17 protein-coding genes are annotated in these 20,362 nt (G+C 46.9%); 10 read left to right on the top strand and 7 right to left on the bottom strand.

Translation table 11 applies throughout. The annotated features are described in order from the left end of the window. Positions 1–12 precede the first annotated feature (12 nt). Both PV783_RS13015 and PV783_RS13010 read right to left on the bottom strand, forming a co-directional pair. Complete coding sequence (locus PV783_RS13015) at positions 13–3,231, bottom strand: SusC/RagA family TonB-linked outer membrane protein (protein WP_420988280.1); 3,219 nt, start codon at positions 3,229–3,231, stop codon at positions 13–15. Positions 3,232–3,594: 363 nt separating this feature from the next. Further along, positions 3,595–4,659 carry a substrate-binding domain-containing protein gene (locus PV783_RS13010; protein WP_420988279.1) on the bottom strand — a complete coding sequence of 355 codons (1,065 nt, stop codon included), beginning with the start codon at positions 4,657–4,659 and terminating at the stop codon, positions 3,595–3,597. A gap of 446 nt (positions 4,660–5,105) precedes the next feature. Here PV783_RS13010 and PV783_RS13005 point away from each other — a divergent pair, with 446 nt between their 5' ends. The 7 genes from PV783_RS13005 to PV783_RS12975 all read left to right on the top strand — a co-directional run bounded on the left by PV783_RS13005 (position 5,106) and on the right by PV783_RS12975 (position 13,718). Further along, positions 5,106–6,938 carry a glycosyl hydrolase family 18 protein gene (locus tag PV783_RS13005; protein WP_420988278.1) on the top strand — a complete coding sequence of 611 codons (1,833 nt, stop codon included), beginning with the start codon at positions 5,106–5,108 and terminating at the stop codon, positions 6,936–6,938. A gap of 99 nt (positions 6,939–7,037) precedes the next feature. Then, the gene (locus tag PV783_RS13000) at positions 7,038–7,427 is read left to right on the top strand and encodes a hypothetical protein (RefSeq protein WP_079468381.1); all 390 of its coding nucleotides are present in this window, start codon (positions 7,038–7,040) and stop codon (positions 7,425–7,427) included. 90 nt (positions 7,428–7,517) lie between these two features. Beyond that, positions 7,518–8,213, top strand: a complete 696-nt coding sequence (locus PV783_RS12995) for an ABC transporter ATP-binding protein (protein ID WP_420988277.1) — start codon at positions 7,518–7,520, stop codon at positions 8,211–8,213. Between the two features lie 11 nt (positions 8,214–8,224). Beyond that, positions 8,225–10,510 (top strand): TonB-dependent siderophore receptor, encoded by a 2,286-nt coding sequence (locus tag PV783_RS12990; RefSeq protein ID WP_420988276.1) that lies wholly within the window; start codon positions 8,225–8,227, stop codon positions 10,508–10,510. A gap of 4 nt (positions 10,511–10,514) precedes the next feature. Continuing rightward, the gene (locus PV783_RS12985) at positions 10,515–11,957 is read left to right on the top strand and encodes an ABC transporter permease (RefSeq protein ID WP_420988275.1); all 1,443 of its coding nucleotides are present in this window, start codon (positions 10,515–10,517) and stop codon (positions 11,955–11,957) included. An 8-nt stretch (positions 11,958–11,965) separates the two neighbouring features. Continuing rightward, complete coding sequence (locus PV783_RS12980) at positions 11,966–13,327, top strand: DUF3526 domain-containing protein (protein WP_420988274.1); 1,362 nt, start codon at positions 11,966–11,968, stop codon at positions 13,325–13,327. Between the two features lie 79 nt (positions 13,328–13,406). Next, a complete protein-coding gene (locus tag PV783_RS12975) occupies positions 13,407–13,718 on the top strand; it encodes a hypothetical protein (protein WP_079468386.1) in 312 nt (103 codons plus the stop codon). Between the two features lie 7 nt (positions 13,719–13,725). Here the strand turns inward: PV783_RS12975 and PV783_RS12970 are convergent, their stop codons facing one another. After that, a complete protein-coding gene (locus PV783_RS12970; protein WP_143313498.1) occupies positions 13,726–14,292 on the bottom strand; it encodes a hypothetical protein in 567 nt (188 codons plus the stop codon). Between the two features lie 127 nt (positions 14,293–14,419). Beyond that, the gene (locus tag PV783_RS12965) at positions 14,420–16,279 is read right to left on the bottom strand and encodes a hypothetical protein (RefSeq protein WP_420988273.1); all 1,860 of its coding nucleotides are present in this window, start codon (positions 16,277–16,279) and stop codon (positions 14,420–14,422) included. Between the two features lie 153 nt (positions 16,280–16,432). Here PV783_RS12965 and PV783_RS12960 point away from each other — a divergent pair, with 153 nt between their 5' ends. The 3 genes from PV783_RS12960 to PV783_RS12950 all read left to right on the top strand — a co-directional run bounded on the left by PV783_RS12960 (position 16,433) and on the right by PV783_RS12950 (position 18,090). After that, complete coding sequence (locus tag PV783_RS12960) at positions 16,433–17,221, top strand: helix-turn-helix domain-containing protein (RefSeq protein ID WP_420988272.1); 789 nt, start codon at positions 16,433–16,435, stop codon at positions 17,219–17,221. A gap of 81 nt (positions 17,222–17,302) precedes the next feature. Beyond that, positions 17,303–17,722 (top strand): TQO small subunit DoxD, encoded by a 420-nt coding sequence (locus PV783_RS12955; RefSeq protein ID WP_420988271.1) that lies wholly within the window; start codon positions 17,303–17,305, stop codon positions 17,720–17,722. Between the two features lie 11 nt (positions 17,723–17,733). Continuing rightward, a complete protein-coding gene (locus tag PV783_RS12950) occupies positions 17,734–18,090 on the top strand; it encodes a cupin domain-containing protein (RefSeq protein WP_111580163.1) in 357 nt (118 codons plus the stop codon). On the opposite strand, the gene PV783_RS12945 is transcribed toward PV783_RS12950, so the two are convergent. Genes PV783_RS12945 through PV783_RS12935 form a run of 3 tightly spaced genes read right to left on the bottom strand, consistent with a single transcriptional unit; the run spans position 18,087 to position 20,327 of the window. After that, on the bottom strand, positions 18,087–19,169 hold the full coding sequence (locus tag PV783_RS12945) for a serine hydrolase domain-containing protein (RefSeq protein WP_420988270.1): 1,083 nt from the start codon (positions 19,167–19,169) through the stop codon (positions 18,087–18,089). The two genes, PV783_RS12950 and PV783_RS12945, sit on opposite strands and share 4 nt — an antisense overlap. Before the next feature lie 3 nt (positions 19,170–19,172). Beyond that, entirely contained in the window at positions 19,173–19,688 is a 516-nt protein-coding gene (locus PV783_RS12940) for a DinB family protein (protein ID WP_420988269.1), read from the bottom strand. Positions 19,689–19,721: 33 nt separating this feature from the next. Next, positions 19,722–20,327 carry an HD domain-containing protein gene (locus tag PV783_RS12935; RefSeq protein ID WP_079468393.1) on the bottom strand — a complete coding sequence of 202 codons (606 nt, stop codon included), beginning with the start codon at positions 20,325–20,327 and terminating at the stop codon, positions 19,722–19,724. Between the last annotated feature and the right edge of the window lie 35 nt (positions 20,328–20,362).

Raw genomic sequence — 20,362 nt, 5'->3', positions numbered from 1 at the left:
TGTTGTGATCATTTAGAACTTGACATTCAGGTTAATTCCCCAGCCCCGTCTTGATGGAAGTGATCCATACTCCAGTCCCTGGCCGTTACCGTTATTATAATTGGAATCCGGATCCACGTTGGGGATATCTTTATAGATGATAAACGGATTCCTCGCTACCAAACCAACCGCCGCATCTTTGATCGCTAACTTCCTGTTGAAGGCGCCCGGCAACCTGTACGTCAGCGTGATTTCCCGCACTTTTACATAGGTAGCTTTGTAAATAAACGGCACCGCGATACCATTACCATCGGAATAAAAACCACCCCAGTAAACAGAGGGATCTACTGCCCGTGTATTTTTTGTGTATACCGGTTTGCCGCCTGCATCGGTGCCGGTTTGTACTACGCCTTCAGGCACATATCCTTTTACATTTCCGGCTGCCTGCCATTCGCCGGGAGTTTTTTTGGCAGCGAGCCTTTCCTGTTCTGAAAGGATCCATTCCTCGCGGCCCGGTAATGTTTTCACGCTGCTGCCTCTTACTACGGAGAACAGGTCTGTCATAGAGAAAATATCAGCGCCGTATTTGATGTCGAATGCGGCATTGAGACTGAAATTCTTATAGGTAAAACGGCTCATCACACCACCGGTCCAGTCGAACACGCCTTTGCCCAATACTTTTCTGTCGGGTGTAGGTATCGGATTTAGTGAAGATGGGTTAAGGATAATGTTTCCGTCCGGATCTCTCTGGTAGTCATATCCGAGGATAGCGCCGTATTTCTGACCGGGCATAGCGGCCACCAGCAGGCCAAGCCATCTTGCTTCTGATAAAGCAATAAACGGTACATCATCTGCCAGTGATTCTACGTTATTGATGTTGCGTGCAAAATTCAATGTGAGATCCCAGGAGAAATCCTTTTTAGATACAGGTGTACCGGACAATAACAATTCTATTCCTTTATTGGTGATCATACCGGCGTTGATGATCTGTTTCGGATACCCGGAAGAGATAGGCGCCGGTACAATATTGATCTGGTCCCTGGAGCGGGAGGTGTAATATGTTGCATCAAAATTGAGACGGCCGTTAAAGAATTTCAGATTGGTACCGGCTTCAAATGAGCGGGTCCTGGTGGGTTTCAGGTTAATGTTCGGTAATATTTTGGTGGCCAGGTTAGCCGGTTGCACACCGTTAAATGCCAGTGGGTAAAGACTGTAATACACATCCAGCATGTAAGGATCAGTGTCGTTACCTACTTCTGCCCAGGAAGCCCTCAGCTTTCCGAACGACAATACATCGCTCTTCATTTTAAACGCGTCGGTAAAAATGAAACTGGCAGATACGGATGGATAGGTATATACGTTGTTGTTTTCGGGTAAGGTAGACGAAGCATCGGTTCTCACCGTAGCATCGAGGTAGAGATAATTCTTATAGCCAAAGGTGAACAATCCATAGGCGGATCTTATTTCCCTGCGGCTGTTATTTTCTTCGATACTTTTATCCTGGTAGCTGTTGATGCTGATAACATCTGTTACCGTCATATTGGAATAAGTGGCGGTAGTGCCTTTCCTGATACGCTGGTTAAGGCTGGCGCCGAGGCGTGCAGAGAAGTTAAGATCGGGTGTAATTTTTTTGGTAAGGGTAGCCATGAAATCGGCCTGGGTGGTGGAGTACTTCTGGTCCAGTACATTCATCATGCCCGAAAGCGCCAGCGGTGTTGTACGCGGACTGTATTTCCGGTAGTCCAGGAAAGTGATATCGGTGGAAGCCCTTGCCAGGAAACTGAGCCAGCTGTTAACCGTATAGGTAGCATTGAAAGCACCGGTGAGCCTGTCTTTCAGCGTAACGTTCGACATTTCATAAAGGATCCAGTAAGGATTCAGGCGGTAAGCGCCGCCACCCCATTCCACGTATTCACCTTTGTCGGATTTATAGGTATCGGAAAAAACAGATTGATCGATGTTATTGGCCAGGCCGTTAAAATTCTGGCCAATGTTGGTGGGCGCATCTCCCAGTCCGGCCCTGTTGTTAACCCTTTCGTTCAAATAAGTGGCCCTTACATCTACATCGAGTTTGCTGCCGAATTTAGACCGGCCACTGAATGTAAAATTATTGCGGCGGATATCACTGTTCGGCAGGATGTCTTTATACCGCAGGTCTGAAACGGAGAAGCGGAAGTTGGACCGGTCCGTTGCGTTGGTGAGCGACAGTGTATTATTCAGGGAAGATCCTGTTCTGAAGAAGCTTCCGAAATTATCTTTTGCGAGGGCATAGGGCCTGGTTACGCCGTCGAATCCGATGGCATTCAGACTGGGATCCAACCGGGGTCCGAAATTGGTGAACATAGTGCTTTGCGCCTGCGACTGATCCTGCGGCAATTGCCCGGAACGGCCCTGTCCATACAGGTATTGGTTGCCATCTACTTTTGTAAGCTGGTTTTCAATGGTAGCGGTGCTGTTCAGTTCCACGCCCAATTCCTTCGACTTCGCGCCCTTTTTGGTAGTGATAAGGATTACGCCGTTGGCTGCGCTGCTACCATATAATGCAGCGGCAGAGGGGCCTTTCAGTACGCTGATTTTATCGATATCATCCGGGTTAATAGCGGAGATGGCATCGCCCATATCCACGCCTTCCGCGAACTTGGTATCGCCAACCTGGCCGTAGTTGGAATTATCCATCGGGATACCGTCGATAACATATAGTGGCTGGTTGTTGCCGGTAATACTGGTATTTCCGCGGATGATAACCCTTGAAGAACCAGAGGGGCCTCCGGCCGTACTGTTGATGATCAGGCCCGGCACTTTTCCTGCGAGGGAATTGATCACGTTGGTTTCTTTTGCTTTGTTGATATCATCTCCTTTTACTTCGGAAAATGCGTAGCCCAGCTCCCGTTCTTCTCTCCGGATACCGAGGGCGGTTACCACTACATCTCTGAGTGTTTCTGAACGCGACTGCAGCCTTACGTTCATGAGGCGTTGCGTTCTGGTGAGGAAGCCGGTACGTTCGTATCCAATCATCTGGATGATGATACTGTCGCCGCCCGTGGCTTTGATGGAATAACCACCGTCGCCCGCCGAAATGGCCGTTTCCTTACTGTTTTTATTGAAGATACTTGCGCCGGGAATGATAGCGCCTTTTTCATCGGTGATGATGCCCTTTATAACAGCGGGGGCCTGCGCAGCGGCATAATGCCGGGAAGCCGCCAACATCGTTATACATAAGTACAGATGTTTAAACTTGACAATTGCATTCATGGTGGTAGTGATTTTGGTTCTGGCCTAATTCGATAAGTACAAGCAGTGATCAATAAATACCCGCCCGGCTTCACTTTATCCGGAATAAAGCGCAGCGCATTCTGGTTGACTAAATACTCCCTGGCAACAACGATGAAATAATACAGGCTGTTAAAAACGATGGCTGAAATTACGACCGTTAACGTACACGAAAAAAAGGTAAAAAAGAGGAATCGCCCCAAAGCACAATTCCTGCACGTTTAACGAAAGAGGTAAAGGAATTACAATATCCCTCATTTCGTTAACGTACACGAATATAGAAATAAAAATCAGAAAATGCTATCTATCGTAAAATATTTTTTTTCCGGAGAGATAAAAACAGGGTTAATTCCTGTAGTTGAGATAGTTTTCCCTTGTGATGATATCAATAGGCATGTACTGCTGCTGTTCAATCACAGCGCCGTGAACCAGGTGGTCGTATAAAGCCATGATGCCTTTGTGTCCCTGCTCCTGCGGCTTCTGGCAAATGAGGAAATCGATCACCGACTTTTTGAGATAGTCGATATTCTCTGCAAGGAAATCATAGCCTATCAGTTTGATGTGGCCAAGACCGGCTTCTTCCAGGTAACGCCCTACCGTGGCTACACGCGAATTGGTAACAAAAATTATATCCACCGGCGTTTTCGCCAGTGCTTTGTGTAATTTACTTTTTACAGATTTATAATCGGTTTGCCGGATATCGGTTTTTCTTATCTGGATGTCTGCAGGATGTGCCTTATAATATGCCCGGAACCCTTCTTCTTTCCTGAGCAGGTGATGATGCAGGTCCATTTCCCTTGATATATTAACAATCAGTACCTGCTGCCCTTCCCTTACAAGATAGCTGATGAGATGCGCCGCGAGGTAACCGCTCTGGTACAGGTCCGGCCCAATATACGTGAGGCTTCCGGCTGTTTCGATATCTGAGTTAATAAATACGAAAGGGATCTTCTTTGCCCGGCATTTCTTAGTAAAATTCAATGACTCCTCTTCAAACATAGGCGCCAGCAGGATACCCTGGTATTCCTTCTTTAAAATTTCGTTGGCCCTGGCAGTGAACGTAGTTTTATCGTTCTGATCAAAAAAGTAAATTTCCACGGTTACCCCAAAGTCACGTATACCGGCAGCCGCCTGCCTGATACCATTCAGTGGCGCATTCCAGTATCCTGTTTCGCCGGAAGCCGCCGGGATCAGCACCGCCAGGTGAAGAAGCCTTTTGGATGCCAATCGCCTTGCCATAATATTTGGCTGATAATCCAGGTCCTTAATAATCTCCAGTACCTTTTCCCTCGTTTTATCCGCCACACCCGTACGGTTATTCAGTACCCTGTCTACAGTGCCGATGGAAACATTTGCCCTGCGGGCAATTTCCTTCACTCCTACCAATGCTGCTTCTTTTGTATCTTTCATTAACTGGTTTATTGAGCATTCAATTATTCGGCTTACAGCAGCGAAGGTATGCCTGTTCCGGCAAAACCTGCTATACCAGCCGGTAATACATCAAAAATACTAATTTAATCCTGTTTTCATCTATTCCTGCCTCCCACACTAATGCCTGATATTTTTATTGTAAAACTTGGAAATGAAGAAATAAAGGCTATTTTTGTGTACGTACACGAAAATAGGTAAAAAAACGTTCGCCCAAAAACACATCTCCCATTATTGAGAAAGCAGGTCTTAAAAGACAGGCTTCCATGCTGCATTATTGTACCACTTCTTTAGTGGTATAACGATGACGGCTACCCGATTGTATAACATCAACCAGATCAGGGGTTCCCGGTAATTTCCGCACCGGGCAAAACCAGCTATTTAAAACATTTCCGCTTATCATTTACTGTTCATTTAAACCAAAGAAAATGAAACAAAAACTAGTCGTATCCGCTATCCTGGTGTTACTTATTTCCGGCTGTACAAAAATCCGGTATATGCTTAACGCAAACAAAACAGGGCATATGTCCACACTGCAGCTGGAAGAAACCGGGTTTAAGATAGTAGCCTATCTGCCTAAATATACTTCCACACTCGCAGATCATATCAATGCCTTTGATTTCTCCAAAGTCACCCACCTGAACATTGCTTTCTTTAACCCGGATGTAAACGGTAACTTCCCTGCATCACAAGGCACCGGGCTGGATACCATTGTGTCAAAAGCGCATCTTAACAACGTTAAAGTGCTGTTGTCGCTCGGTGGCGGCTCCAATCAGAGCCAGTATGCCAACCTGCTCACCGCAGCCAACAGGGCGGCTTTCATTACCAAAGTGGTCAACCTCGTATCACAATACAATGTGGATGGTATCGATGTAGACCTGGAAGGAGATAACATCGATGAAAACTACGAAGCATTTATCACCGGACTGTCGGCTCAACTCAAACCCAACGGAAAACTGCTCACCGCAGCCGTTGCCTGGTGGACGCGTGACCGTGTTACAGATTCCTGTCTCACTGCCTTTGACTTTATAAACGTAATGGCCTACGACAAAGCCGGCGACGAACATTCGCCATACAGCTATGCGAAACAACATGTAGAATACTGGAAAGGACAACGAGGACTGGCAGCAAATAAAATAGTGGTAGGCGTGCCGTTCTACGGACTATACACGGCATCCGGCAATTTACAATCCATGAAATTCAGTGAGATCACCGCACAATATCCCGGCGCCGAAAACAAAGACACCGTACGGCGCACAGATGGAAACGTAGTTAACTACAACGGCATCCCCACCATTCAGAATAAAACAGCCTATGCCCAGCAGGAAGCCGGCGGCATTATGTTCTGGCAGGTACTCCAGGATGCAAGCGGATCGCTTTCCCTGCTCAATGCTATTCACGACAAAATAAACAGCAGCACCGGATGGGCGCATCCCTACATCACCTGGAAATTTGACCTCAGCTCACCGGCGTCTGCCACCTTCACCGACTCCACCGCTGCCAAAGCCTCTGTTTCCGTAAAAGGAACTCCCGGCTTTCTCCCCGCTCCGCCATATGGCTACGGACGGGTATTTCTGCCGGCCACCTGCGGCGGATACTTTCAGCTACAACCCGGCACTAATCCTCCCGGCCTGAAAATCGCCGCCAGCTCCACCAACACCCCGGCAAAACTTTCGTGGTATAATATCGACGAGGCAAAGCCACTGGCCGCACTCACTTTTAATCTCAACCTCAATGCTGCCTTAACAAACGGCCAGCTGATCATTCCGTTTGGCTACAGCACCACCAGCAGCAGTACCTTTAATAACACCAACCAGCTCACTTCCGTTAACACGCCCGGCGTTTTCGCAGCTATCCGCCTGGATTTTTACGGCGGCAATTTTGCCACCCTCTCCTACCGCAATGCTACCTTCGGATACACCACCATCAACAATACGGTATTCAATAAAACCGGGAACTATAAAATTGAATTATACTGCAACAACAGCAGCGCAGGAGAGAATTATACAAAAGGCGCCAACAGCTATACACTGCCGGCACAAACCTATAATCTATGGGTAAATGATGTGCTGATACAAGGCGCTTCTTCCTTAACAAACTTCCCGGCTACCGGGGAACTGGCGGCCCTCAGCACCATCAATAGTTTTTCTTTCAACGCATCAGGCAATACAGGAACACCTGGTACCACGCCGCCAACAAGTGCTAATTCACTGCTGGCTACGTTGAGTAATATTTTTATCAGTTTTGATCTGAAGAACTAAGCGGGGAATTTTATTAAAATGCCCGGTGATTTTTTGAATCATCGGGCATTTTAATTTACTCCTGTTCCATCTCCCCAAAATAAAACTTCCTCCGTTTTAATGAAAATTGTAACTTCGTTGCATATTTTGAATAAAAAACAAAAATACCGCCTTCAGCTACTCTCCAGGACCGGAGCAATATTTCTATTGCTCATCTTCCTGAGTGCCCCGCTGATAGAGGCTTTCCACCATCATCACTGCAACCCCGGCACTGAACTGCTGCTAAAAAAACATACGGATACCGGCGATCATCAATTCAATACGGTCCATGCAAAGTGTAAGCTGTGCGATCTGATAAAACATCAGTCGCATCACTTCCTGCCAACACAATTGCCTCACCTGGTATTCATCTCCCCGGTTAAAAAAACAACCGCTTCACTTTTCCGCGTACAGGCTTATTCCGGCTACCTGCTTTCCTGTACAAATAAAGGGCCTCCCGCTTTCTGCTAAATCATTTACTGCTATTGGATGTAACATCCGGTTCCTGATTTTTCACACCTGCTATACGGGAGGTGTATTGCTGCTTATATTCTATTTTCTATGCTTCAGGCAATATCGTTATCAAAACATTACCAGTCGCACGTTGCGCTGGACAATCTCAACCTGGAAGTTAAGCCAGGTGAAATTTTCTGTTTGCTGGGCCAGAACGGCGCAGGCAAAACCACTACCATCAACCTGTTCCTGGGCTTTACAGCGCCTACATCGGGGAAAGTAATGATCCACCAGAAAGAAGTGCTGCCCGGCGACGCCGAAACGCGCAAACACCTGGCGTATATCCCCGAAGTGGTCATGCTGTATGGCAGTTTAACCGCCACCGAAAACCTGGACTACTTCAGCCGGCTGGCCGGTTTTAAGTATGATAAAGCCAGGCTCACTGCTTTTCTTTCTGATTGCGGCTTACAGCAGGAGGCGCACGACAAGCACCTCTCCGGCTTCAGCAAAGGCATGCGGCAAAAAGTAGGCATCGCCATAGCGCTGGCAAAAAATGCGGATGTGATCCTCATGGATGAACCCACCAGCGGACTGGATCCCAAAGCCACCGATGAATTCACGGGATTGGTCCGGGAACTGGGCAGGCAGGGTAAATCCGTGTTAATGGCTACGCACGATATCTTCAACGCCGTTAATGTAGGCGCCCGGATTGGCATCATGCGCAAAGGTCAGCTTGTGCATACCTTAAACGCCGGCGATATCAATGCCCGCGATCTCCAGGAACTATACTTACAAACCATTTAGTTACATACTTCATGAAATTTCTTTCTTCTTACCCGGTGGCCAGGAACTTATTCCTGGTAACAGGCTTTGTGTATTTGTCACCGGTGGCAACGGCGCAAACAAAGGTTATTGATTCTTCCCGAAAAAAAGTGGAATTACAAACGGTAGAAATCACCGGTACCAACGCACAAAAGTATTATGGCGACTATTCCTTCTCGGCCACAAAGATCGCATCTCCCAACAAAGATATTCCGCAGGCTATTTCTTCGGTATCAAAAGAACTGATCGCCGACCGGCAGGCATTTACGCTGGCTGATGCCGTAAAGAATGTAACCGGCGTTTCCCAGAGCAGCTACTATAACCAGTTTGCCATACGCGGTATCAGTCAGAATGAAGAAGGCGCTATCATCAATGGCATGCGCACGCGCCAGTACTTTTTTAATCAGCCGTTGACCAATAACCTGGAACGCATTGAAGTGATTAAAGGTCCCGCCAGCGCTACTTTTTCCAGTGTTGATCCCGGTGGCAGTATCAATATGGTGACAAAAAAACCACTCACGGAAAACAGGAAACAGGTAAGCATCTCCACCGGCAGCTTCAGCACTATAAGAGCCGCACTCGATTTCACCGGTCCGTTGAACAAGGAAAAAACACTGCTGTACCGCCTGAATGTAGGATACGAAAACAGCAAAAGTTTCCGCGACCTGCAATACAAAAAAGCATACCTGATTTCACCTTCGTTTTCCTATGTGCCCAATCAAAGCACCAGCATGAACGTAGAACTGGTGATGAATAACAGCAACTCCAGGCTGGACCGCGGACAAGCCATATTCGGCGCCATCGCCGGGCAAACCAACCTGAACAGCACGCCTGTCAATTTTAATATGGGTGGCAGCAACGACTATTTCAATACACAGGACCTGATGCTGATGATTAACGGCTCCCACGCCTTTACATCAAAGGTAGTTTTCAATGTTGCCTACATGAAGCAAACCTGGAATGAAGACCTCTTCGAACACCGCACCACCAATGCGTTTGGCGTAGATGAAAACAATGCTCCTATCCCCACCTTAGCCGGCATGCGCGCCGTACAACGGCAACAGAAATGGAATACAGATAACCTCAGCGCTTATTTCAGCATCAACGCCAACACCGGCGCTGTAAATCATAAGATCGTAGTGGGATACGACCGCATGAACACACAGAAATACCGGGGCGGCGGCGAAAACTCTGCCCAGGGCTACCGGCTGAAAGATGGCACCATCGCCACACGGTACGATCCGGCAAAGAAAGAGCTCTATCTTTTTAAAACAATTAACGGCGTAAATGCACCAGTACCTAATGTGGACTTCTTTAACCTGGCCAATCCCAGTTATACCATCCGTAACCTGGGCGATTATATTTTCGGCAGAACAGAAATTCCTCCCGCTTACTACCTCGTTAACGGTGTATATATCCAGGACCAGGTGAACTATCAGAAGCTCACCCTCACGCTTGGCCTGCGGCAGGAATGGTATGAAGATTTCAGCAACTATAAACTTCCTAATGAAAAGAAAATTTCCCAGCAGAAACTGCTGCCCCGCATAGGTGTTACCTATGCCATCACTCCCAATATAAACCTGTACAGTACCTACCTCCGCGGCTACCAGCCGCAGGGCAATACCTCTACACTGGTGGTGGTGCCGCCGCCGGCAGGCACCAACTATAAACCGCTGGAAAGCGATCTTAAAGAGATCGGGGCAAAATCAACCTGGCTGAATGACCTGCTGATGGTGAACATCTCCCTTTTTGAAATCAATCAGAAAAATTTGCTGATGAATGCCAACGACCCTGAAGATGTGAACCGGCTGGTGGAAAGGGGCGCGCAACGCAGCCGCGGAGTAGAACTCGAAGCCTCGGGGTTTATCAGACCCAACTGGCAGTTTAATGCAGGGTATAGTTTTGTGGATGCCATCATCCTCGAAGACTTAAATCCAAAACTAAAAGGTGAGCGCGTACAGAACACGCCCCAACACAGCGGCAGCCTGTGGACCCGCTATGATCTGAACGACAATAGCCTGTTAAAAGGAATTGGCTTTGGCGCCGGCGTCCAATACAGCGGCAACAAATTGCCGTGGTACATCCGCGATTTTACGCTACCCGCATACACTTTACTGGATGCCGCTTTATATTATAGCCCGGCAAAAACAAGGATACAACTGGCATTGAATATCGGTAACATCCTGAACAAAACCTATTGGATAGGTGCGCAGAATTATCTCCGCCTTTTCCCCGGTTCTCCCAGAAATGTGATGTTCAACGCTACCTATAAATTCTGACCGCATGAAAACAATCTTTCTAATTGCAGGCAGCACCTGGAAAGCATCCTTCAGGAATAAAGCCACGCTGGCTCTCACCCTGATACTCGGACTTGCATTGTGCCTGGCAACATATATCGGGTGGCAGAACTTTAATATCCAGAATGGTCAGCGATTGAAATACAAACAAATCGTCCGCCAGCAATGGCTGGCCAAGCCTGATAAGCACCCGCACCGGATGGCCCATTATGGCTACCTCGCTTTCCGTGATAAACATGAACTGAGCTTTTTTGATTTTGGTATTGAAAGCTTCGCAGGCGTATCCATTTTCCTGGAAGCGCACAAACAAAATACCGTTAACTTCAGCGAAGCCGGCTTCTCCAATGGTATGCTTCGTTTCGGGGAAATGAGCGTGGCAATGGTGTTGCAGCTACTTGTTCCGTTGCTGATCTTTTTTCTTGGGTACAACAGTATTTCCGCAGAACGCGAAAATGGTACGTTAAAAATACTGCTTTGCCAGGGCGTTAGCTGGCGGGCGTTGTTAACAGGAAAAATTGCAGGGATCATTGCCGTTAGCTTTACACTTTTTATCCCGGTCATTTTGCTCACCATTTTCATGTGGGCCATGCTCAGTCACTGGCAGGTAACGGCCGATGCGGCCATCCGTCTTTTATTACTGGTACTGGCTTATGCTGTTTACTTTATCATTTGTGCCGGTATTGCCGTGGTAGTGTCGGCCGTTCACAAAACATCGAGGGCAGCCCTTACTACGTTGCTGGCCTGCTGGGTGTTCTTTACCATTGTGATGCCCAGGATTACGCAGGCCATTGGCGTTAAAGTGTATCCTTCTCCATCGAAAATTGAATTTGCAGCTGCCGTTGAATCAGACCTTCACCAGCAGGGGGATAGCCATAATCCGGATGATCCGCATTATGCAAAGTTCCGGGCAGACGTATTAAAACAGTACGGGGTAAATGATGTCAAAGATCTTCCCTTTAATTACGGTGGCTATGTAATGGCTGAAGGGGAAAGGATTTCGGCGGATATTTATACCCGTCATCAGAAAGCGCTTACAAAAACATTTGAGCAGCAAAACAGTTTCCAGGTGGCAGCGGGCTACCTGAACCCGTTCCTCGCTATTAAGAATCTCTCCATGGCGCTCACGGCCTCCGACTTTAACACCTTTGCCGATTTCCAGGATCAGGCAGAAGTCTACCGTTACGGGCTCGCCCAGCGGATGAATAAATTGCAGAAAGAAAAGATCAGCAACACGCCCCCCGGGGAAAAGGATAAGCCTTTAACCATCAGCCGTGCCCACTGGGCGGAGCAGGCCGATTTTAAGTATGTGTTTAAACCAGTTAACCAGGTGATATCGCATCACATCAGCACCATCGTTTCCCTGCTCTGCTGGTTAATGGCCTTGCTGGGATGCCTGCTGCTATCATCAAAATGGGTTAAAACTTTATAACAGCGAATATGGATCGACGTATATATTTATTGGAATGCAAGATCTTCTTCAGGAATAAAACACTGCTGACAGGGATACTCATCCTGCTGATCAGCGGGTTTGCCGGGTTGTATTTTGGAAAGAATTTTATAGAGAGGCAGAAAGAAGTGATCCGCAAAGCGGAAAAACTACAGACCGAAAATACCGCCAGGAATATTAAATACTTTGGTAAAGAACTGGGACTGGTGTTATATCATACCAAATTTTCGATGGCCAGCGAGCCGCGCAACTGGGCGGCTTTTTCCAATGGTCAGCGCGACATCAATCCTTATCTCATCGGGGTTACCACGCTGGGCCTGGAAGGGCAACTCTATGATACCGACCTTAACAACCCTACCACCCTGCTCCTGGGCAATATGGACCTGGCTTTTGTATTTATCTTCATATTTCCCCTTATCATCATTGCATTTACCTATAATTTACTTTCGGGAGAACAGGAATCCGGTATATGGGGGCTGCTTCGTTCTCAATCGGCCACTCCATTGAAAATACTATGGCGGAAGTTTGCTATAAGAATGGCCGCCATTTACCTGACGGTGCTGGTATTGATGGCTGCAGCGGGTGTTTACCTCCGGCTTGCAGCAGACCTTCGTTTGTTGACCGTAATCGTGGTATTGAGCCTGTACCTGCTGTTCTGGTTCGCGCTCTCCTTCTGGGTTATTTCGCGGGGGAAATCTTCCAGCGTGAATGCAGTTACGCTTATTTCATGTTGGGTGGTACTGAACATCCTCGCGCCTGCTTTGGTGAATGTTTGGCTTACCCGGAAATATCCTGTTCCGGAAGCGCTGGAAACCGTGGTGATGCAGCGGGAGGGATATCATGAAAAATGGGACATGGACAAGCGTGTTGCACTCAATTCATTTTACCGGCATTATCCACAGTTTAAGAAATATCCCTTCCCTGAGGAACTGGCGTTCAGCTGGTATTGGTACTTCGCCATGCAGCAAAACGGCGACGACCAGGCCGCACCCGGCGCCAGGTCCATGCAACACAAACTGGCGCAGAGAAACGATTTTACAAATGCCGTGGCGTTTATCCTTCCCGGTATTCAAACCCAGCTCACGCTGAATGGAATTGCCGGATCTGATCTTCAGCAGCACCTGGATTTTCAGCAGGCGCTCAGAAATTATCACGAACAGCTACGCCTGTATTTTTATCCGGCCATTTTCCAGGACCAGCCGGCTAAAAGTATCGACTGGAGCCAGTTCAAACTAAAGCGTTATTATGAAAATGGGAGCGGCGCCATCTGGCAAAGTATTCTTTCGCTGGTGGTTTTCACTTCGCTGCTGTCGGGTATGGCAATATATAATTTCAGAAAGAAGATGTACTGATAAAAGGGTTGTTCAGCTGCTGCCGTCACAAAGCGGATATCTTTTCCTGGTGTGCGGGTAAGGTAGTACCTTTATAGCTATGGCAAAAGAAAAAAACAAGCCGGTACCGGTAAGATTCGATTTAAAGCTGCTGGAATTACTGAAGGAAGAAGAGAAGATAGATACGCCCCAGCAAGCCTTAAACTTCCTGTCGAAGTTCTGGGAAAACAACCGGCCGGCAACCACCGATTTTGCAAATGATTTTAAAACGCTCACGCCGGTTACACCGGTTGTAAAGAAAGAAAAAACAGATAAGGAGGACGCTTCCTCCCACCCTTCCGGGTTGTCAGGAATCGACCTCCTTATCTGGAAGGCGGAGCAAAGAGAAAAGAACAACGACCAGGAAATTTAACTATCCGCTAGTAACGCTTCTTTGGTTTAGGTATTACTGTACTGCTGCTGTTCAATGGCGGGGCCAGGAAAATACCATTGACTTTTTTATCAGTGGTTTCCGTCAGCTCAGCATCATAGGTGATCTTGCCACGTTTTATTTCATAGAACTTCGATGGGACGTAATACATCGAATCAGCAGCGGGGTGTACCTCAGTGAGATCACTGCCTCCAAATTCAAGGTTACCGTCACGATCCCAGTCTTTCACATCTGAACTCACTGCACTCAACAGCGAGTCTGCCAGGGAGTGATCAATATTGAACACATACAACCGGTTCTTGTTGGGGCTCCCGTTTACTTCCAGGAAAAGAAAAACGGATTTACCGTTCTCCACCAGGCGGTTGCGTTTACTTTTGTAGTTAATAATGTCTTCATGCAGCACAAAGGCTTTATTACCATTCACGAAAATAGTTCCCTTGTACACGGTGATCAGCTGTTGCTGGCTGCTGGTAAAATGTAGTTCATTAGCGGGTTTCTGAGCCATCGCTGGCAGATAAACAGAAAGTAACAGGCATAGTTTGAATAGATGGCGCATCGTAATTTTTTATACCGGAAATTAATAATAATTCTTTAGTAGTGCTAAAATAGTCTGCAGGAAACTTACTAATATTCCATTCGCCATTTTGAAAGCCCGCTCCAGGCGGGCTTTCAAGTGTTACTGCTTACAATTCATTCCAGGTAGTACCTCCATTTGCATTTCTCCAGCAGAGATGTCCGGTTGTTATACTCCAGTCGTTGTATATGATCGTTCCTTTAGGCTTCACTTCCGTTGGCACAACGGCCGCATAAGATAAATTGTGATCAATACCTGCTGCTTCAAGACCAGTGTAGGCTGTTATCTGTTTAAAGTCGAGCGTAGCCACCGAGAATGATCTTATCCTCAGATTCGCTGTACCGGATGTTAATATCACCCTTATAAACGCTACATTGTCCCCCACGGTAAAACTGGTTGCAAAATCAACATCTGAACTGTTCAGATAACATCCTCCAAACTGTCCTGCATTAACTATTGTCAAATGCGGTGAAAAGAGGTTGGCTCCGATTACGGGCGCCAGTATATTACCTGTACTATCGTAACAAACAACGGATACCCTACCGCCAAATCCGGCATCTACGTTCTTTCTTACAATAAATTTCTTCGCGGAAGAAGTATTGATAAAAACACCAATGCCGGTGTTACCGGAAATTTCAACATAACTGGCTGTCACTGCCGCAACAAGTCTTGACGGCAGTACAGCGCTGCTGGCCTTATCGGCACAATGTAGTCCCCTGAAAAAGTAATTGGTACTGTTATACTTATTGATGTGCAATGGCAGGAAAAGCGATTGCCAGCAATTGCTGTTATTAACGGCGTCGTTATAATAGTTTGGATAATTAGCCACCCGGTTGTTGCGGGATTTACTTCCATCCTCTATCTGAACAGCAGCATTATTTACCTCGTTGGCAGATAAATCGGTATATCCGATATAAACACTATTCTGCACGCTGTCTGCACCGGTGATTTTCATTGAACACTTCCCGCTGTTTTCATTCCGTGCATCCCATACCCGGTTATTAATTCCCCGGTTTATTAATACGGCGCGGCACTCCGTAACGGTTGGATCAGTGATGTATGACTCACTCAGCTCAAAACTGGGTTTATAAAATACATTGTTATTGGGTATGTGCGCGGTTGTTCCCGACATGCCTATCCTCACGCCATACCTTGCTTTATCCGCCAGGGTACTTACTGAGTTCACGCTGAATCGCCCGCCGGTAAAAACGTTCTCATTACAAAACCCATCTGTTCCTGACGCCTGCAGGTCCAGCTGTATTTTTCCATCTTTTAATGTACCTATCCCCACCCTGTTGTAGGCGCATTGTCCACTACCAAGTAGTTGCACATTAATGGTAAAGGAACTTACAAATTCCAGGTTTAGTCTTGACGATAAAAGGTTAATGAGCTTTACCCCAATACAGCTTTCATTTGTCCAGGCTGATATTGTTTCCTTAACGATCCGGAGGCTGAGTTTTACGGATGCATTGGCCACGCTGTCACTTCCTATCACCATACCCGGCAGTGAATCAGTAGGATCAACAAAACTTACCGGCGCTTCCATTTCCACATTCACACCGGCGGCAATATTGAGGGTAGCTTTGCAGGTGTACCGGTCGCCCCTGGGGAAATATAACGTAGGCTTATTCCCATAATAAGTGGAACCCGGATCCGGCGAAGTGGCCGAATAAGCATTTGCTACCCGGACGGCATCCTGCAATGCGGCGGTTGAATCAATGGCAGGATTTCCTGAAGCGCCAAACCACAGGACATTTACAATGTCTCCATCAATATTCCTGATCCACCTGCCGGGTAGATTACCCACTTTGAATATAGTACCCAGGTTGGGATTTAAAGAAGAAGTACTATCCCAGTAAAATACGCCACCTCCTCCATCAGCCGGATTATTATATCCCAACAGATGGCAAAGTTCTCCATTAGTTGTGCCGGCAGTTCCTGTCAATTCAGTTACATTTTTAAATGTCATTTTTAATTTGGTTTTGGGGTTTCAATAAAGAAATTGTCTTTATAAAAATCCGCTTCCGATACGCACTGTAAATGCGTATCGGAAATATTAAACATGCAGATTCAGGATACCGTTTAAAATACTACCTTCGGTAACACAACCACCATCTACAGGATGATTGAAATAAAAGACCTGGACCATAGCCCGTTTTCCGACAAACCGCGGCGCATCATGAAGTATGTATTGGTTTACTGTACAGCAGGAAAACTAAATGTACAGGCAGATCATACTGTATTTAACCTGAAACCGGGCGACGTTATCACTATTACCTCCGGCCAGGTACACAGTATCCAGCCGGCCCAAAAAGCCAAAGGATTTGTGCTGGAATTTACACTGGATTTTTTCTGTAAAGATGATAAGGATATTGAACTCATTTTTCACAACGGGCTTTTCTGCCACTTCGCCATGAATGAGGTAATCCCTGTGGATAAAGATATCATGGAAACACAACTGGCCCTCATCCGGGAAGAACTACAGGAGCAACCTTACCAATACCTCATTTCCGTGCATAGCCGCGTGGCCCTGATACTGGTGTCCATCAACCGGGCAAAGGTGAAACGTGGCGATGAGATCTGGAAACCGGAAGCGCTATTCCTGAGGTTCCTGGAAGCCGTAAGGGATAACTTCGAGCATAACTATACCCTCGCACAATTTGCAAAGCTGCTCGGCACTACGGAGGCTAAACTCAATGAACTGGCGAAGCTCCATGCCGGTAAAACAGCCCAGAACGTGATTTACGGCCTTGTTACATCTGAAGCAAAACGAATGCTTACCTATGGCGATCTGTCTGTAAAAGAAGTCGCATATAAACTCGGCTTCAACGACCCTTTCTATTTTTCCAACTTCTTCAAAAAACAAACACAGATCTCCCCCAAACTTTATAAAGAACAGTTCGCCGGGTAAATATTACATGCTTTTTGCAGGATTCTCTATTCCCAGGGCTACCTATAAATCCCACCTTTGTATCAGTTAAACAACTGGTACATGAAAACTTATCAACACATCGCTTCCCTGCTACTCCGGCTTGCACTGGCAACAGGCTTCTTATCTGCAGTAGCAAGCAGGTTGGGTTTATGGGGACAACAGTCATCGGGATGGGAAAAGTTCCTGCAGTATACCGCCCAGGTAAATTCATTTGCACCCAAAAAAATGATCCCTGCACTGGCGGTAACCAGCACTATTCTTGAAACATTGCTGGGCATTTTACTGCTGCTGGGGTTCAAAACGTCGCTGGCGGCTACCGGCGCCATGATACTCACCTGCCTGTTTGCGGTTAGCATGACCTACTCTTTCGGGCTGAAAGAACCCCTGGACTACTCCGTTTTTACTTTCAGCGCAGCCGCTTTCCTTTTAGCTACCATGCCCGCAGGCAAATGGAGCATTGATCAATACTTAACCAAATAAAAAATAAAATCATGAACACTGATATCAATCACTACATCACTAAAAGTAACCAGGTTGAATGGCAACCACTCGTAGAGAAAAATATTCACTATAAAGGAATATTCGTAAAGTCGCTCCGGTACGACGAAGCCGCCGGGCGCTCTACAACCATCCTGCTCAAATTTGAGCCAGGCGCCCATTATCCGTATCATAACCATCCGGGAGGTGAAGAAATCTTTGTGCTGAGTGGCGACGCCGTACTGGAACATACTACACTGCTGGCGGGCGACTACCTGTATACACCACCGGGCTTCCGGCATTCTGTTACCAGCAACACCGGCTGTGTGCTGTTCTTTGTGATCCCGGAGGAAGTGGAGATCCTTCCTTAGTTAGTAAAGCTAACCGGGAACAACATCTCTTCAAATCTCTTTGAAAGATCATATAAGTCTACTGATCCTAAATTTGTTAAAATGATGATCGTGTATTGCTGTTTGGGGTAATAGTCGTTCATGGCATGCCATCCTGAACTATCTCCGGCATGCCCGATACTGTAATAGCCCTGCTTATCAGTGGTTATCCAGATATAACCAAAGTGAGTATGCTCCCATTGAGAAGTATACCTGGCCGTCATTTGCGCCAGGTATTCTTTATTCAGTATTTCACCTGAAAATACGGCTTTATCAAAACGATACAGATCTGTTACGCTGCTCCAGGCCCCGCCCGCCGACAGCGGGATAGCACCATTGTCGTAATTATAAGGGATACGTTTATATCCGGCCGTATCTGTTTTACGATAACCAATAGCATAACCCCGTTGGCCTTCATCCAATTCCCCATAAGCAGTAAAATTGGTATTCACTAACCTCAACGGCTCAACGAATCGCTTCCTGATATAATCCTGGAAAGACATACCCGTAATCTTTTCTATGATCGCCCCAAGTACAATACAATCGCCTGTTGAATAAAGGCAACTATCACCTGGAGTGTATACCAATGGTAACCCTCTCATAAAAGGTAACATATCCGTGCAGTTCTTCACGCCTTCATAGCTGAAGTTCTTTGCTTTAAAGAAATCATCCAACCCCGCCGAATGAGTAAGCATCTGGTGGATAGTGATCTTATCTCCTCCGGCAAATCCCTTCAGGTATTGCCCGAGAGTATCCGTTACTTTTAATTTACCTTCCTGCGCAAGACAGGCAATAGCCGTTCCTGTAATGATCTTCGACCCTGATGACAAGCTAAACTTCGTATCGGGCGTATTTTTTATTCTATGTTCCCGGTCGGAATAGCCATAACCTTTGGAAAGCAATACACCCGACCGGTCTGCGATGAGCACTGCCCCTGAAAACTGGTCCTGCCGGGCCATTTCAGTCAGGATGCAGTCTATAGACGCCACCCTTTCCGGCTGCCCATTTACATGAACCGCCATCAGAACCGCTATAAGTGTAATGACTATTTTCTGCTTCATTTTTTATCTGAAGAGTTGTTCATCAATCCTCTCTTTCTGCCTCAAATGATGTCTCATGTGCATCTCTGCAAACTGAAGCCATTCCAGCGAATTAAAAAAGAGCAAACCCGGATGTTCGGTTTTTCCGCCTGCCGTTGAAAAATCGATGGCATTCACCTCCTGCTTTAAACGCAACAGGCCCTGCAATAACTCGTCTTTACTTTGGGGTTGTCTTGAATAAGGATCATTGGAGGGGTTTCCTAACAACATATCCGGGAAGGCATTATTGGCAAACATCACTTTGGCATGTTTGTGCATGGCTTTATCATGGTTGGCATTGTCCAGCAAAGCAGCTTGCATTTGCTCCACAAAATAGCCGGTATCTGCTATAATGTGCAGGTATACCTGTCCCAGCGACCACGCGTCCTCGCGGGGTTTCCGGCAAAGCATTTCTAACGTGTAGTCGTTGAGGTGAGCCATCCATCTTTCAATGGTTTCATTGAAATGCTGGCGTAAAGTAGTGACCTGGTTTGTTTCCATTACTGATTTCTATAGTGGGAAGCTACCATTTTTTCAGATGTCTGCCTGCCTGTTGTCTCTTTTTTTCAACCACATCTCCTTTCTTTCCTGTAATACCCTTCGTCCGTAGTCGGTAAAGTATTGGTGCCGGATGAGGAAGGCATCATTCATGCGGTTCCATTCCTCATCCGTAAAACACCGGAACAGGCAGCCCGCCCATTCTTCCCGGAGCAGCGCCTCTTCTTCCTGGTAATTATCCTGCGACAGGTGGTAAAGGTCCGCATCACAAAGCACTTCTTCCATAAGCGTTAAAGGATGCTGCGGCATTTTAGTGGCTTCAATGCAGGCCAGTACCTGCTGTATGGCTGCGTCGGGCATCCCGTGTTGTGTCAGGTACTGCCGCGCTATCTTTTTGCTTTCCTCTTCATGGCCTATGTACGTATAGCAATAACCCGCATCATGAAACCAGGCGGCTATCTGCACCAGTTCCAGCTGGGCGGGTGTAAGCCCGCTGGCGGCGCCTATTTCCGTAACTGCCGTTACCACGGTGCGGGTATGGGCTATGGTGTGAAACGAAACCGGCGCCGCCAGCCCCCTGTTCAGCAATGAACTGATATATCCTTCTATCTCCCCTAACAGGTCAGTCTTATTGGAATACATAACATATCAATTTTTTACAAAGACGTATAACCGCA

It is taken from the genome of Chitinophaga sp. CC14 (assembly GCF_048957795.1).
GTDB classification, from domain to species: domain Bacteria; phylum Bacteroidota; class Bacteroidia; order Chitinophagales; family Chitinophagaceae; genus Chitinophaga; species Chitinophaga ginsengisegetis.
Note: the sequence above shows the minus strand (reverse complement) of the source record. Positions and strands in the feature narration are given on the sequence as shown.